The organism is Nocardia sp. NPDC058519, assembly GCF_042719755.1.
Taxonomy (GTDB): Bacteria; Actinomycetota; Actinomycetes; order Mycobacteriales; family Mycobacteriaceae; genus Nocardia.
Genome location: NZ_JBHXNK010000013.1, coordinates 61,027 through 74,204, shown reverse-complemented (window position 1 = coordinate 74,204; position 13,178 = coordinate 61,027). Strand labels below are relative to the sequence as shown.

Here is a 13,178-nt window from a genome sequence, read left to right as displayed (position 1 = left end):
CTAGTCCTGGCCGACGGCCCCGGCGCGGTGGTAGCTGTCCTGTGCCGCGCGGACGGTGTCCATATTCGATTCCAGGACCACGATCAGCGACCGTAGATGGTCGGCGACCTCCGCGCCCAGCTCGGTGAGGGTGTATTCGACGCGGGGTGGGATGGCTTCGAGCACCTCGCGATGGACCATGCCGTCGCGTTCCAGCGCCTGCAGGGTCTGCGAGAGCATGCGCTCGCTCACGCCGTCGACCCGGCGGCGCAGGGCGCTGAAGCGGACCGGGCCGTCGCGCAGCGCGACCAGGGCCAGCACCCCCCACCGCCCGGCGATGTTCTGCAGGACGGGGCGGGAGGTGCAATTGCGCGCGAAGACGTCGGCTTCCAGCGTGGGGTCGTGGTCCGTCTCGGGCATGCGTCCATCATACCCACTTGACGCAAGTGCCCACTGAAGGCATAGTGCTTACTAATAGTTAGTACTTGTAGCACTGGAGGTAACAATGACCGTGGCAGTGACAGCAGCAGGCGGACAGCTCGGCCGGTTGGTCGTGGAGGCTCTACTCGACGCGGGGGAGCGGCCGGTCGCGATCGTGCGCGATCCGAGCAAGGTGGCCGATCTCGCCGTGCGAGGGGCCGACGTGCGGCAGGCGTCCTACGACGATCCGGCCGCCCTCGATGCCGCACTGGTGGGGGTGGACCGGGTGCTGCTGATCTCGGGCAATGAATTCGGGTCTCGAATTGCCCAGCACACCAATGTCATTCGGGCCGCCGAGCGCGCCGGTGTCGAACTGCTCGCCTACACCAGCATCCCCCGCGCCGAGAGCAATTCGATGCTGATCGCCGCCGACCATCGGGGCACCGAAGAGGTGCTGGCGACCGCCTCGGTGCCGACGGTGCTGCTCCGCAACAGCTGGTATTGGGAGAACTACGGCGGCGCCGTCGCGAACGCGGCACAGTCCGGCGTGCTGCACGGCGCGATGGCCGCGGGCCGCGTCTCCGGCGCCGCACGGGCCGACTACGCCGAGGCCGCCGCACGCGTGCTCACCGGCGAGGGCCACGAGGGCCGCGTCTACGAACTGGGCGGTGACGAGGCGCTGACCGGCGCGGATCTGGCGGCCGCGGTCACAGAGGCGAAGGGTGTCGCGGTCCGCTACGAAAACCACACCCAGGACGACTACACGGCAGCCCTGCGCGCCGCGGGCCTCGAGGATCAGTACGCCGCCGTCCTCGCCGACGCCGACGCCCGCATCGGCGAGGGCGTGCTCGAGGTGAACACCGGCGACCTGACCAAACTCCTCGGCCGCCCGGCGACCTCCGCATCCGCGGTCTTCGGGCGGTAGTCGCGGCCCGCGCGACGACGAGCAAATGGGTCACTCACCGGGCGGCTGACCCGGCCCCGGTGAGTGACACCGCCGACCGGTCTCGGTCCCGCCTGTATTTCCGGCGCGGCGCAACAGCTGTACGGTCGGGGTTGTGGCTGATCAAACTTCTCGTCGACGTGCGCACACCTGGTTGAGTGGACTGCTGTTCGTCGTGGGCACCCTGCACTTCGTAGCACCGAAGCCTTTCGACAAGATCGTGCCGCCGCAGCTGCCCGGCAACCCGCGGACCTACACGTATGGGTCCGGGGTTGCCGAGCTGGGTGTGGCGGCCGCGCTCGCGGTGCCGCGCACCCGGCGGCTCGGTGGCTGGCTGGCCGCGGCGCTGTTCATCGGTGTCTTCCCGGCCAATATTCAGATGACCGTCGATGTGGTCGGTAATCCGAAGGCGCCCAAGGCTTTCAAGGCCGGGGTGCTGGCGCGATTGCCGTTGCAGATCCCGATGATCGTGGCGGCGTTGCGGGTCGCGCGCCGCTGATCACACCCACTGGACGAGCTGGATGACGATCCCGTTGGGGTCGGTCATCTGGAAGTAGCGCTCGCCCCACTCCTCGGTTTCGATGGGCGTCTCGATCGGGACGCCCTCGGCGCGCAATCGGTCGTATTCGCGGTCGATATCGTCGACGACGAACACGACCAGGAGCCCCTCGCCCGCGTTGCCCGCGATGCGGGCGGGCTTGAACGAGCCGAGACCGGTGCGCAGGTAGATCACGTCCATGCCCGCGTCGGCCCGCTCCACGTTGACGAACCCCTCGGCGGCCATCTTCTCGGTGAAGCCGAGGTGGTCGATCAGGAACTGGGCCGACGCCTGCGGATCGGCGACATTGAGCGAGAGGGCGGAAGCGGTGATCTGCATGGGTTCTCCTCGGTCGATGAACTCCGTACGTTGTACGCCTTTACTGTGGGAGATCTCGTGCGGCCCCGCCATATGACCTAGGTCACACTCTCAGAATTTGTCGCGCTCGATCCGCAGGGTCGTGATGGTCGACGCCAGACCTTCGTACTGGTTGATCAGCAGCACGATCTCGATCAGCACCCGCTCGTCGTAGTGCTCGGCCAGCTCGGCCCACGCCGCGTCGTCCACATTCCGGGTGGTCACCAGCTGATCGACGACATCGAGCAATGCCCGCTGCCGAGGTGTCCAGCCCTCGGCCTCTGGACCTGCGCCGACCCGCTCGATCTCGACGGCCGACAGCCCCGCTTTGCGCCCCAGCCTGCGATGATGATCGGCTTCGTAGTCGCACTTGCGCAGCTGTGCCACGCGCAGGATCACCAATTCGGCCTCCGCGCGCGGCAACTTGCCGCCCGGCATCAGCTTGCCGGAGAAGTGCAGCCAGCCGCGAAACAGCCCACCCGTGCGACCGAGGGTGCTGAACAGGTGCGCGTCGTCGGTGCCCGCCGCGCGGGAAAGCACTTGCCAGACAACCCAGTTGATCGGCCCGAGTTCACCGAACCGGCCCGGTGAAACGCGTGGTAGGGGCGCTGCATCCATCTCTGGTCCACCTGTCTTCTCGAACATCGTCGGTCCGGGTCGCCAGCGTAGTCGTCGGTATCGGCTCGGGGGGCCAGTCCTGTATTCGTGCCGGTTTTCTTTGGTTTCCAGTGGTTTTCGGAACAGTTGCGCGTCATGATCGGTGAGTACCGCAGCGCGCAGCGGCGGTGTGAGGTCGCAGCACTAGGGGAACATCGCACATGCTGGTTCGGATCAGACCGGGTGCCGAGCTCACCGGCGCCGAGCGCGAGCTCGTCGATTGCCTGCGCGCCTATCCGAGTACGGGGCTCGCGCTGGTCGAGTGCCGGGTGGGTGACCGGCGGCTGGGCGGGGTGATCGTGACGCCGCGCGGCATCACGGTGCTCGAGGTGAAGGGCTTCCGGCGGCGGCAGAGCGGGCTGCTCACCGCTACCGCCGACGGCGCGTGGCGGATCAGCGACAGCCCGCTGGATTTGGAAGCCGAGCCGTCGAACGGTCTCACCGACCGGGTCGAGCACGGGGTGCACGCGGTTCGCGTCGCGCTGGAACAGGCGTTGCAGGACAGCAGGCATGTATCCGGCGCGGTGGTGCTCGTGCCGTATCGCGGCGTGGTCGTCCGGCCCGCGCGCACCGCGCTGCGGCCGGGGCTCGATGTGCTGGTCGCGAACAGCGTCGACGCACATGAGCTGCGGGTATACCTCGAGGGGTTCTCTGCGGGGCCACGCGAATGGACGATCGATCGGGTGCTCAACACCTGCGCGACGCTCGGGGTGGCCGAGGTGCCGTCGCGCGCCGAGCTGGCCGAGGAGGGTTTCGCGAACAATCGGCCCGCGCCGACGCCGGTGGTGCCGCAGGTGCGCAAGTTCAGCGAGCCCGTCCCGCCCGCTGATCCGTCGCGCCGGGGAAAGCTCGTCGGCATCGCGATGTTCGCCGCCGCGCTGCTCGGCATCTTCGTCGTCTTCGTGTCGGTCGGCGTGGCGTTGTTGCAGGACTCGCCCGATCCGCGCCCGTTGTCGGACACTTCGCAGACCTCGACGAACCGCGCGCCCACGTCGGCGCCGCCGCGCAAGACCGAATGCTGGCCGTTCCAGCGCGACTGTTGATCAATCTCGCACGGCGCGACCGAGTTTCGTGAAGGCGATCGCCTGTTCGGCACGCACCCGAACGTGAGCGCGGGAGGAATCGATGTGGGCGGTGAGGGTGCGCAGGGCCTGTTCGTCGTCGCCTGCCAGCACCTGTTCGGCGATGGTGATGTGATCGGCCGTCATGGCCGCCACCCGTTCGGCGGTGGGCACATCCATGGTGCGAACCGGGCGAACCCGCAGGTAGACGGCTGCCAGTGCCTCGGCGAGGGCGGAATTGCCCGCCGCCATGAGTAGTTCGGTGTGGAACCGCTCGTCGGCGGCGACCAGGTCGGGTCCGGGTTCCGGTGGGGTGTCGCGGTATTCGAGCCAGCGGGCCAGCTCGGCGCGCACGGTGGGCAGGTCGTGCTCGGTCGGGATGTGTACCTGTACGGAACCACCGGCGGCGATGCGCTGAAAACCGCGGGATTCCAGCACGATTCGCAGCTCGTAGAGCTCGTCGAGTTCGTTCAGACGAGGCCGGTACAGGTAGAGCCCATCGGGATGGCGCTGCACGAGCCCGTCGGCCTGGAGCCGGGCCAGCGCCTCGCGCACCGGGGTGCGCGAGACGCCGTAGCGCTGGGCCAGCCGTTCGGCGCGCAGCCGCTCGGTCGGTGCCAGTTCTCCGGTGGCGAGGTCGTGGCGGAGTTCGTCGTAGACGCGCGCGGCCAGCGGTACCCGCCGCCCGCCGCCGGCGGGACGTGCGTCCTCGCCCGATCCCCGCCCGGCCATGTGCGCCGCTGCGATCAGATCGCCATCGCCGCGCGGACCGCGGATTCCGCGCCTGCCCCGCCTGCACCGGTCGAGCCGAGATGCCCCGAGTGCAGCACGTAGTACTGCTGTGCGGCCTGCAGTGCGAAGCCGATGTGCTGCTCCACCAGCAGCACGCTCAAACCACCGCGCTGCGTCAATTCGATGATGGTTCGCTCGATTTCGGCGACCACCGACGGCTGGATGCCCTCGGTCGGTTCGTCGAGGATGAGCAGCTTCGGCTCGGTGATCAGCGCCCGCGCGATGGCCAATTGCTGACGCTGCCCGCCCGAGAGCAGGCCCGCCTTGCGGGTGAGCAGCTCACGCAGCGCGGGGAACAGGTCGAGGGATTCGTCGATCAGCGCCTTGCCCCGTTTGCGTCCGTCCGCGACCACCTGCAGGTTCTCGGCGGTGGTCAGCTGCCCGAAGCTCTGCTGGCCCTGCGGCACGTAGCCGATGCCGCGCTTGACCCGTTGCGAGGGTGAGAGTTTGGTGATCTTCTCGCCGTCGAAGGTGATGGTCCCCGACTTGGTGGGCAGCAGACCCACGGCGGCGCGCAGCAGCGTGGTCTTGCCCGCGCCGTTGTGGCCCATGATCGCGACGACGCTGTCGTCGGGCACGGTCATGCTCACGCCGTGGATGACCTCCGTGCGCCCGTACCCGGAACGGATGTCGTGAAGTTCAAGCATCGGCCGACTCCTTGTCTGTCGCAGTCAGATTCGCGGTGCCGAGGTAGACCTCCTGCACCTTCGGGTCGGCCTGCACCTGTTCGACGCTGCCCTCGCTGAGTACCTTGCCGCCCGCGAGCACGGTGACCGAGCTGGCGAAGGACCGCATGAAGTCCATGTCGTGCTCGACGACGATCACCACGCGGTCACCACCGATGCGGCGCAGCAGGTTTCCGGTCTCCTCGCGCTCCTCGGCACTCATTCCTGCCACGGGCTCGTCGAGCAGCAGCACCGACGCGTTCTGCACGAGCAGCATGCCGATCTCGAGCCACTGCTTCTGCCCGTGCGCGAGTACCCCGGCGGGTTTGTCGCGCAGCGCGGTGAGACCCGTTGTCTCCAAGGCCTCTTCGATGCTCGGCAGGACCGACTTGCGGGTGCGCAGCAGCGACCATGCCGAACGTCCGGCGCCCGCGGCGATATCCAGGTTCTGCAACACCGTGAGCTGCTCGAACACTCTGGCCGTCTGAAAGGTCCGCCCGATGCCGAGGCGCGCGATTTGGTGCACCTTCTTGCCGAGTAGTTCGGTGCCCGACTTCTGCGCCGAACCGGTCGCCGGGACGAGGCCGGTGATGGCGTCGATCAGCGTGGTCTTGCCCGCGCCGTTCGGGCCGATCAGGAACCGCAGGTCACCCTGCAGCACCGTGAGATCGACATCGGTGACCGCCTTGAAGCCATCGAAACTGACCGAGAGGCCACGGATTTCGAGGTAGTCGCTGTCCATGCCGGCGTTGCCGCCCGCTTTGGGTTCGTGTGTCATCGCGCTTGCACCTTCTCCTCGGTGACGACGGCGGCGGGCTCTTCCGGTGCGGGTGGCAGCTTCTTGCGGCTGTCGAGCCAGCCCTTCAGCATCGGCCACAGCCCGGCCAGACCGGCGGGGATGAACCCGACGACCACGATGAACAACACGCCCTGCATGTAGGTCCAGCCCGACGGGAACGACTCCGACAGCGAGGTCTGCGCCCAGGCCACCCCGATCGCACCGAGAACCGGTCCGAGCAGCGTGGTGCGGCCACCGATGGCGACGCCGATCAGGAAGGCGATCGACGGGATGACGCCGATGTCGGCGGGGGAGATGATGCCGACGATCGGGGTGAACAGCGCACCGGCGATACCGGCCAGGAACGCCGCCACCACATAGGCGACGATCTTGATATTGGCCGGGTCGTAGCCGAGGAATCGCACGCGCTCCTCCGCGTCACGCACCGCGACCAGCAGTTCGCCGTAGCGGCTGCGATTGAGCTGACGGATGAGCGCTACCACCACGAGCAGCGTGCCCGCGGCGATGAAGAACAGCATCTGCCGGTTGGCCGGGTCCGAGAGCCGGAATCCGAAGAAGGAGCGGAAGTCCGACAGACCGGTGAAGCCGCCGATGGCCTGCTGACCGGTGAGCAGGATCGCCAGCGCCGCGGCCAGCGCCTGACTCAGGATGGCGAAGTAGGCGCCACGTACCCGGCGCTTGAACACGCCGTAACCGAGCACGGCGGCGACCAGCGCGGGCAGCACCAGGATGCCGAGAATGGCGACCGGCGCGGAACTGAACGGCTGCCAGAAACCGGGGAGTTCGCTGATGCCGGAGATCTCCATGAACTCGGGGACGTCGTTGCCCAAGCGGGCGGCGTCGGCGAGCTGCATGTGCATGGCCATGATGTAGGCGCCGATGCCGAAGAACACACCCTGCCCCAGGGTGAGCATTCCGCCACGGCCCCAGGCCAATCCGATCCCGGCCGCGACGATGGCGAAGCAGAGGAACTTGGCGAGCAGGTTGAGGCGGAAGTCGCTCAGCACCGCCGGTGCGACGGCGAACAGCAGGATGGCGGCAACGGCGAACCCGGCCAGGGGCGTGAGTCGCGGGTGAGCGCGGCGACGTTCGGTGAGTGCGGTCATGCCAGGCTCCTCGTCCGCACGGTGAACAGGCCCTGCGGGCGGACCTGCAGGAAGATGACGATCAGCACGAACACGATCACCTTCGCGATGGACGCGGTGGTGGAGTATTCGATGAACGAGTTGAGCAGGCCGAGCGCGAACGCCGCGATCACCGTGCCCTTGATCTGACCGAGTCCACCGATCACGACCACCAGGAACGCGTCGATCAGATAGCTCTGGCCGATGGTGGGACTGGTCGAGCCGATCAGGGTGAGCGCGACACCGGCGACACCGGCCAGCCCGGAGCCGATGAAGAACGTGCTGATATCGGTGAATCTGCTCGAGATTCCGCTGGTTTCGGCAAGTCCGCGGTTCTGCACGACGGCGCGAATCCGTCGGCCCATCGGCGTGGTCTTGAGCACGGCGGCCAGGGTGGTCACCGCGACGATCGCCAGCACGAGGATGAAGATGCGGGTCTTCGGCACGACCGCGCCCGCGATAGTGATTCCGCCACTGAGCCATTCGGGTACCAGCACGTTCTTGGCCGGTGCGCCGAAGATGTCACGCGCGGCCTGCTGCAGCACGAGCCCGACACCGAAGGTGACGAGCAGCGTGTCCAGCGGTCGGTCGTACATGTGGCGGATCAGCCCCATTTCCAGGGCGGCGCCGAGCAGGCCGCCGATGAGGAAGCCCATCAGCAGGGACACGACCAGCGAAACTCCGGCCGACGAGAACACCTGTTGCACAACATAAGTGGTGTAGCAACCGGCCATGATGAATTCGCCGTGCGCCATATTGATGACGCCCATCTGACCGAAGGTCAGTGACAGGCCGAGCGCGGCGAGCAGAAGAATGGATCCCAGACTCAACCCGGTGAAGAGCTGACTGATCAGCACGTCCATTGCAGTGGACTCCTTGAAAATGGGGCGATGTGGGACGCGCGAGCCGCGCGTCCCACATCTATCGGGCTGTTTACTTCAGGCCCTTGGCCCACTCGTAGGACTTCAGGTACGGGTCGGGGGTGATGGCCTTGCCGGAATCCCAGACGGTGTAGATCAGGCCGTCGGGGCGGATCTCACCGATGCGGGCGGTCTTGGTGATGTGGTGGTTGGAACCGTCGATGGTGACGGTGCCTTCCGGGGCGTCGAAGCTCACGCCGTCGGCCGCGGCCTGGATGTCGGCCACCGCGAACGACTTCGCCTTCTCGACGGTGTTCTTCCACAGGTAGACCGAGGCGTAGGCGGCTTCCATCGGGTCGGAGGTGGGCTTGTCGGCGCCGAAGGCGGCCTTGTAGTCGGCGACGAACTTCTTGTTCGCCGGGGAGTCGACGGTCTGGTAGTAGTTCCAGGCGGTCAGCTGGCCCGCGATGTTCTGCGCACCGATACCGGCGACCTCTTCCTCGGCGATCGACACCGAAACCACCGGCATCTCAGCGGCTTTCAGGCCCGCGTTGGTGTACTCGCGGAAGAAGGCGACGTTGGAGTCACCGTTGAGAGTGTTGAACACCGCGCCCGCCTTGGCGGCACGCACCTTGTTGATGATTGTGGAGAAGTCGGTGGAGCCGAGCGGGGTGTAGTCCTCGCCCTTGATCTCGATGCCGTTGGCCGCCGCGTAGGCCTTGATCTCGCGGTTGGCGGTCTGCGGGAAGACGTAGTCCGAGCCGACCAGGTAGAGGGACTTGATGCCCTTCTGCTTCAGGTAGTCCAGCGCGGGGATGATCTGCTGGTTGGTGGTGGCGCCGGTGTAGAAGATGTTCTTGGAATCTTCCAGGCCCTCGTACTGCACGGGGTAGTAGAGCAGCGAGTTCAGGTTCTCGAACTTGGGCTTCATGGCCTTACGGCTCGATGAGGTCCAACCGCCGAATACCGAAGCGACACAGTCGGAGCTGATCAGCTTCTCGGCCTTCTCGGCGAAGGTCTTCGGGTCCGACGCACCGTCCTCGAGCACGATCTCGATCTTCTTGCCGAGGACACCGCCCGCCGCGTTGATCTGGTCGATCGCCAGCTTGGTCGAATTGGCCACGGTCACTTCGGAAATGGCCATGGTGCCCGACAGCGAGTGCAGCGAGCCCACCTTGATGGTGTCCTTGGTGGTATCGACGCAGGAGGCGGCGGTCGAGCCGGTCGACGCGTCGTCGCGCGCACCACAGCCGGTGAGCAACAGGCCGGCAACGGCCACCGCGGCAGGCACGGCAAGTGCCTTGACCAAACGGGATTCAGACATGGGCGGTTCTCCTCATCAGGTGTAACGGCGGCGCCACACGCGCCACAACGAACACCACCGCTGCTCCCCGGCGACTGGATGTACACCGAGTTGTATACAGCTGCTGTATTCGTGATTCGAGACAGTAGATGGAACTTGTTGCACCCGAATGTCTTCCGGTCACGTGCCCGTTTCGTCTGTTTCATCCATGTGAATTGTTCGCCGAACGGTCGACTGAGGATCGGCTTGCCTACGGTTGCGTAGGGATGTGGCGATACGGCACGCTTCGATTTGTACGACGTCGAGCAGCCGAGCCACGCGGCAATCGGGCCGTGTGCGGTCAGTCGAGGAGGGCCCAGTGGGGCACTACAAGGCGAACGTGCGTGACATCGAGTTCAATCTGTTCGAGGTGCTCAACCTCGACAAACTCCTGGACACCGGCGCCTACGGCGACCTGGACTCCGATACGGTGCGCCAACTCCTCGACGAGGTGAAACACCTGGCCGAGGGGCCGATCGCGGACTCGTTCGCCGAGGCCGACCGGCACCCGGTGGTCTTCCACCCCGATACCTACGACATCACCGTGCCCGAACCGTTGCGCAAGACGGTGAACATGGTGCACGAGGCGGGCTGGTACCGCCTCGGGATGCCGGAAGGCATGGACGGCACGGCCGCCCCGAATGTGCTGATGTGGGCGATCAACGAGCTCATCATCTGCGCCAATCCGGCCGCCAGCTTCTTCAACATGGGCCCGCTGATGGGCTCGGTGCTCTACGGGGTCGGCAACGACGAGCAGAAGCGCTGGGCACGTGGCGGGTTCGAGCGCGGGTGGCAGGCCACCATGGTGCTCACCGAGCCCGACGCCGGATCCGATGTCGGCGCCGGCCGCACCAAGGCCGTGCCGCAGCCCGACGGGTCGTGGCACATCGAGGGAGTGAAACGGTTCATTTCCGGCGGTGACGTGGGTGATCTGGCGGAGAACATCTTCCACCTGGTGCTCGCGCGGCCGGAAGGCGCCGGTCCCGGTACCAAGGGGCTTTCGCTGTTCTATGTGCCGAAGTTCCTCTTCGATCCCGAGACGCTGGAACTGGGCGACCGCAACGGTGTGTATGTGACCGGGGTCGAGCACAAGATGGGGATCAAATCATCGCCGACCTGCGAGATGACCTTCGGCGGCACCGCGGTGCCCGCCAAGGGCTGGCTGGTCGGCGAGGTGCACGACGGCATCGCCCAGATGTTCGAGGTGATCGAGAACGCGCGGATGACGGTGGGTGTGAAGTCGTGCGGGACGTTGTCGACCGGGTATCTGAACGCGCTGGAGTACGCCAAGACGCGGGTGCAGGGCTCGGATTTCACGCAGATCGCCGACAAGGCGGCGCCGCGCGTGACCATCACCCATCACCCCGATGTACGCCGGTCGCTGGCCATGCAGAAGGCCTACGCGGAGGGGCTGCGCGCGGTGTATCTGTATACCGCCGCGCATCAGAACGAGGATGTGGCGCAGCTGGTATCCGGTGCCGATCCGGAGACCGCGCACCGCGTGGACGATCTGCTGCTGCCGATCGTCAAGGGTGTCGGCTCCGAGCGTGCCTACCAGTTGCTCACCGAGTCTCTGCAAACTTTCGGCGGCTCCGGCTATCTGCAGGACTATCCGATCGAGCAGTACATCCGCGACGCCAAGATCGACTCGCTCTACGAGGGCACCACGGCGATCCAGGCCCAGGACTTCTTCTTCCGCAAGATCGTGCGTGATGGCGGCGTCGCCCTGGCCCACGTGAACGCTCAGATCAGTGTTTACCTCGACAACGACACCGGCCGCTTCGCCGCCGAGCGCGCGCTGCTGCGCACCGCCCAGGCCGATGTCGGCGCCATGGCCGCCACCCTCACCGGGTACGCCATGGCGGGCGGGACCGAGCCCACCGAGCTCTACAAGGTCGGCCTCGGCTCGGTGCGCTTCCTGATGTCGGTCGGCGACCTCCTCATCGCCTGGCGCCTGCTGGTCCAGGCCGACATCGCGGCCGCCGCCCTCGCCTCCGACGCCGCACCGCAGGATCGCCCGTTCTACCAGGGCAAAGTCGCCGCGGCGAGCTTCTTCGCCAAGAACGTCCTCCCCGGACTCACCGCTACCAAGAACATCCTCGCCACCATCGACAACGACATCATGGCCGTCCCGGAGGAAGCCTTCTGAGCGGGCGACGCTACTTGATGAGATAGGGCGAGACCGAGCTGCGGTGTTCGCTGATGTCGAGGGCCTTGCCCAGCGGGGGGAAGGCGCGCTGGGGGCAGTTGGAGCGGACGCAGACTCGGCAGCCGGCGCCGATGGGGGTGGCGTTGGCTTCGCCGAGGTCGATGCCGTCGGCGTAGACGACGCGGCCCGCGTGGCGCAGTTCGCAGCCGAGGCCGATGGCGAAGGTCTTGCCGGGTTGGCCGTAGCGGGTGGCGCGGCGTTCGACGGTGCGGGCGATCCACAGGTACTTGCGGCCGTCGGGCATCTGGGCGATCTGGGTCATGATCTTGCCGGGGTAGGCGAAGGTCTCGTAGACATTCCACAGCGGGCAGGTGCCGCCGCTGGCCGAGAAGTGGAAACCGGTGGCGGACTGGCGTTTCGACATATTGCCCGCACGGTCGACGCGGACGAAGGAGAAGGGGACGCCGCGCAGGGTCGGTCGTTGCAGGGTCGAGAGGCGGTGGCAGATGGTTTCGAAACTCTGCGAGAAGAAGGCCGACAGCCGCTCGATGTCGTAGCGGAAGTTCTCGGCTACTTCGTGAAAGTGCGTGTAAGGCAAGACCATCGCGGCCGCGAAGTAGTTCGCCAGTCCGAGCATCGCGAGTTTGTGCGAGGCGTCGGAGGCGAAATTTCCTTCGTCGACCAGCTTTTCGAGTAGCGGGCCGCATTCGAGGTAGGCGAGTTCGGCGGCGAGTTTGAAGGTGCGCTGTCCGCCGGACAGGTGCGGGGAGATCTCGAGCTGTTTGGTCTCGGGGTCGAAGTTGTGCAGCACCCCCTCGCCGAGGTCGATGCGCTCGTTGATCCGCACGCCATGCGCGCGCAGCAGGCGCACGATCTCGGTGCTCACCTCGCCGCCGTGGAACCGGATGCGCGCGGTGAGATCCTCTGCGGCGGTATCCAATTCGTGGATGTAGTTCTGCCGCTGATAGAAGTAGTCGCGCACTTCCTCGTGCGGCTTGCTGATCGCGGCGCTGCCGGAGCCGTCGGCGAACCGGTCCTCGGTGGCGGCGGCCAGCTGCGCGCTGGTGTTGCGGTAGCGGTTGTGCATGGCCACCAGGGCGCGCGCCATCGACGGATGCGCGGACACCATGTCGGCGATCTGCTGGGTGTCGGCCTCGATACCCAGCTCGGCATCGAGCACGACTTCGGACAACTCGGCGATGAGGCGGGTGTCGTCCTGGGCGGAGAAGAAGGTGGGGTCGACGCCGAAGACCTCGTTGATGCGCGTGAGCACCGGCACGGTGAGCGGTCGCACGTCGTGTTCGATCTGGTTCAGGTAGCTGGCCGAGATCTCCAGTTTCTGCGCGAGCGCGACCTGGCTCAGCCCACGTTCGGTGCGCAGCTGGCGCAGCCGCGCACCGACATAGGTCTTGGCCATATGTCCAGTTTAAGGGCGTTTTCGCAGGCTTGCCAATGGATTCTTAACAACGGGTACGAGCTCTGTGTCACACCC

At 66.5% G+C, this 13,178-nt stretch carries 14 protein-coding genes; 4 read left to right on the top strand and 10 right to left on the bottom strand.

Annotation, left to right across the window (positions count from 1 at the left end; translation table 11 throughout):
* Entirely contained in the window at positions 1 to 399 is a 399-nt protein-coding gene (locus ACFWPK_RS16655; protein ID WP_378916450.1) for a winged helix-turn-helix transcriptional regulator, read from the bottom strand.
* An 85-nt stretch (positions 400 to 484) separates the two neighbouring features.
* Between ACFWPK_RS16655 and ACFWPK_RS16650 the strand changes: the two genes are divergently transcribed.
* Together ACFWPK_RS16650 and ACFWPK_RS16645 are read left to right on the top strand one after the other, a co-directional pair.
* Complete coding sequence (locus ACFWPK_RS16650; protein ID WP_378916448.1) at positions 485 to 1,324, top strand: NmrA family NAD(P)-binding protein; 840 nt, start codon at positions 485 to 487, stop codon at positions 1,322 to 1,324.
* Positions 1,325 to 1,457: 133 nt separating this feature from the next.
* Positions 1,458 to 1,841, top strand: coding sequence for a hypothetical protein (locus ACFWPK_RS16645; protein WP_378916445.1), 384 nt, complete (start codon positions 1,458 to 1,460; stop codon positions 1,839 to 1,841).
* On the opposite strand, the gene ACFWPK_RS16640 is transcribed toward ACFWPK_RS16645, so the two are convergent.
* Together ACFWPK_RS16640 and ACFWPK_RS16635 are read right to left on the bottom strand one after the other, a co-directional pair.
* Complete coding sequence (locus tag ACFWPK_RS16640) at positions 1,842 to 2,219, bottom strand: VOC family protein (protein ID WP_378916443.1); 378 nt, start codon at positions 2,217 to 2,219, stop codon at positions 1,842 to 1,844.
* 90 nt (positions 2,220 to 2,309) lie between these two features.
* Positions 2,310 to 2,855, bottom strand: coding sequence for a carboxymuconolactone decarboxylase family protein (locus tag ACFWPK_RS16635; protein WP_378916440.1), 546 nt, complete (start codon positions 2,853 to 2,855; stop codon positions 2,310 to 2,312).
* Between the two features lie 200 nt (positions 2,856 to 3,055).
* Here ACFWPK_RS16635 and ACFWPK_RS16630 point away from each other — a divergent pair, with 200 nt between their 5' ends.
* Positions 3,056 to 3,937: an NERD domain-containing protein gene (locus tag ACFWPK_RS16630; RefSeq protein ID WP_378916438.1), complete on the top strand. Its 882-nt coding sequence runs from the start codon at positions 3,056 to 3,058 to the stop codon at positions 3,935 to 3,937.
* Here the strand turns inward: ACFWPK_RS16630 and ACFWPK_RS16625 are convergent, their stop codons facing one another.
* From ACFWPK_RS16625 to urtA, 6 genes are all read right to left on the bottom strand, one after another.
* Positions 3,938 to 4,687, bottom strand: a complete 750-nt coding sequence (locus ACFWPK_RS16625) for a GntR family transcriptional regulator (RefSeq protein WP_378916435.1) — start codon at positions 4,685 to 4,687, stop codon at positions 3,938 to 3,940. It abuts the gene before it with no gap.
* Positions 4,688 to 4,701: 14 nt separating this feature from the next.
* Positions 4,702 to 5,394, bottom strand: a complete 693-nt coding sequence (gene urtE, locus ACFWPK_RS16620) for an urea ABC transporter ATP-binding subunit UrtE (protein WP_378916433.1) — start codon at positions 5,392 to 5,394, stop codon at positions 4,702 to 4,704.
* Positions 5,387 to 6,190 carry an urea ABC transporter ATP-binding protein UrtD gene (gene urtD, locus ACFWPK_RS16615; protein WP_378916431.1) on the bottom strand — a complete coding sequence of 268 codons (804 nt, stop codon included), beginning with the start codon at positions 6,188 to 6,190 and terminating at the stop codon, positions 5,387 to 5,389. The genes urtE and urtD overlap by 8 nt, the downstream gene beginning before the upstream one ends.
* A complete protein-coding gene (gene urtC, locus ACFWPK_RS16610; RefSeq protein WP_378916428.1) occupies positions 6,187 to 7,317 on the bottom strand; it encodes an urea ABC transporter permease subunit UrtC in 1,131 nt (376 codons plus the stop codon). Before urtC ends, urtD begins: the two co-directional genes overlap by 4 nt.
* Positions 7,314 to 8,198 (bottom strand): urea ABC transporter permease subunit UrtB, encoded by an 885-nt coding sequence (urtB, locus tag ACFWPK_RS16605; RefSeq protein WP_378916425.1) that lies wholly within the window; start codon positions 8,196 to 8,198, stop codon positions 7,314 to 7,316. Before urtB ends, urtC begins: the two co-directional genes overlap by 4 nt.
* Positions 8,199 to 8,268: 70 nt before the next feature.
* Complete coding sequence (gene urtA, locus ACFWPK_RS16600) at positions 8,269 to 9,519, bottom strand: urea ABC transporter substrate-binding protein (protein WP_378916423.1); 1,251 nt, start codon at positions 9,517 to 9,519, stop codon at positions 8,269 to 8,271.
* Between the two features lie 337 nt (positions 9,520 to 9,856).
* On the opposite strand from urtA, the gene ACFWPK_RS16595 reads away from it, so the two are divergent.
* Entirely contained in the window at positions 9,857 to 11,686 is a 1,830-nt protein-coding gene (locus ACFWPK_RS16595) for an acyl-CoA dehydrogenase (RefSeq protein WP_378916421.1), read from the top strand.
* A 10-nt stretch (positions 11,687 to 11,696) separates the two neighbouring features.
* Here the strand turns inward: ACFWPK_RS16595 and ramB are convergent, their stop codons facing one another.
* Positions 11,697 to 13,103 carry an acetate metabolism transcriptional regulator RamB gene (gene ramB, locus ACFWPK_RS16590; RefSeq protein WP_378916418.1) on the bottom strand — a complete coding sequence of 469 codons (1,407 nt, stop codon included), beginning with the start codon at positions 13,101 to 13,103 and terminating at the stop codon, positions 11,697 to 11,699.
* Positions 13,104 to 13,178 lie beyond the last annotated feature (75 nt).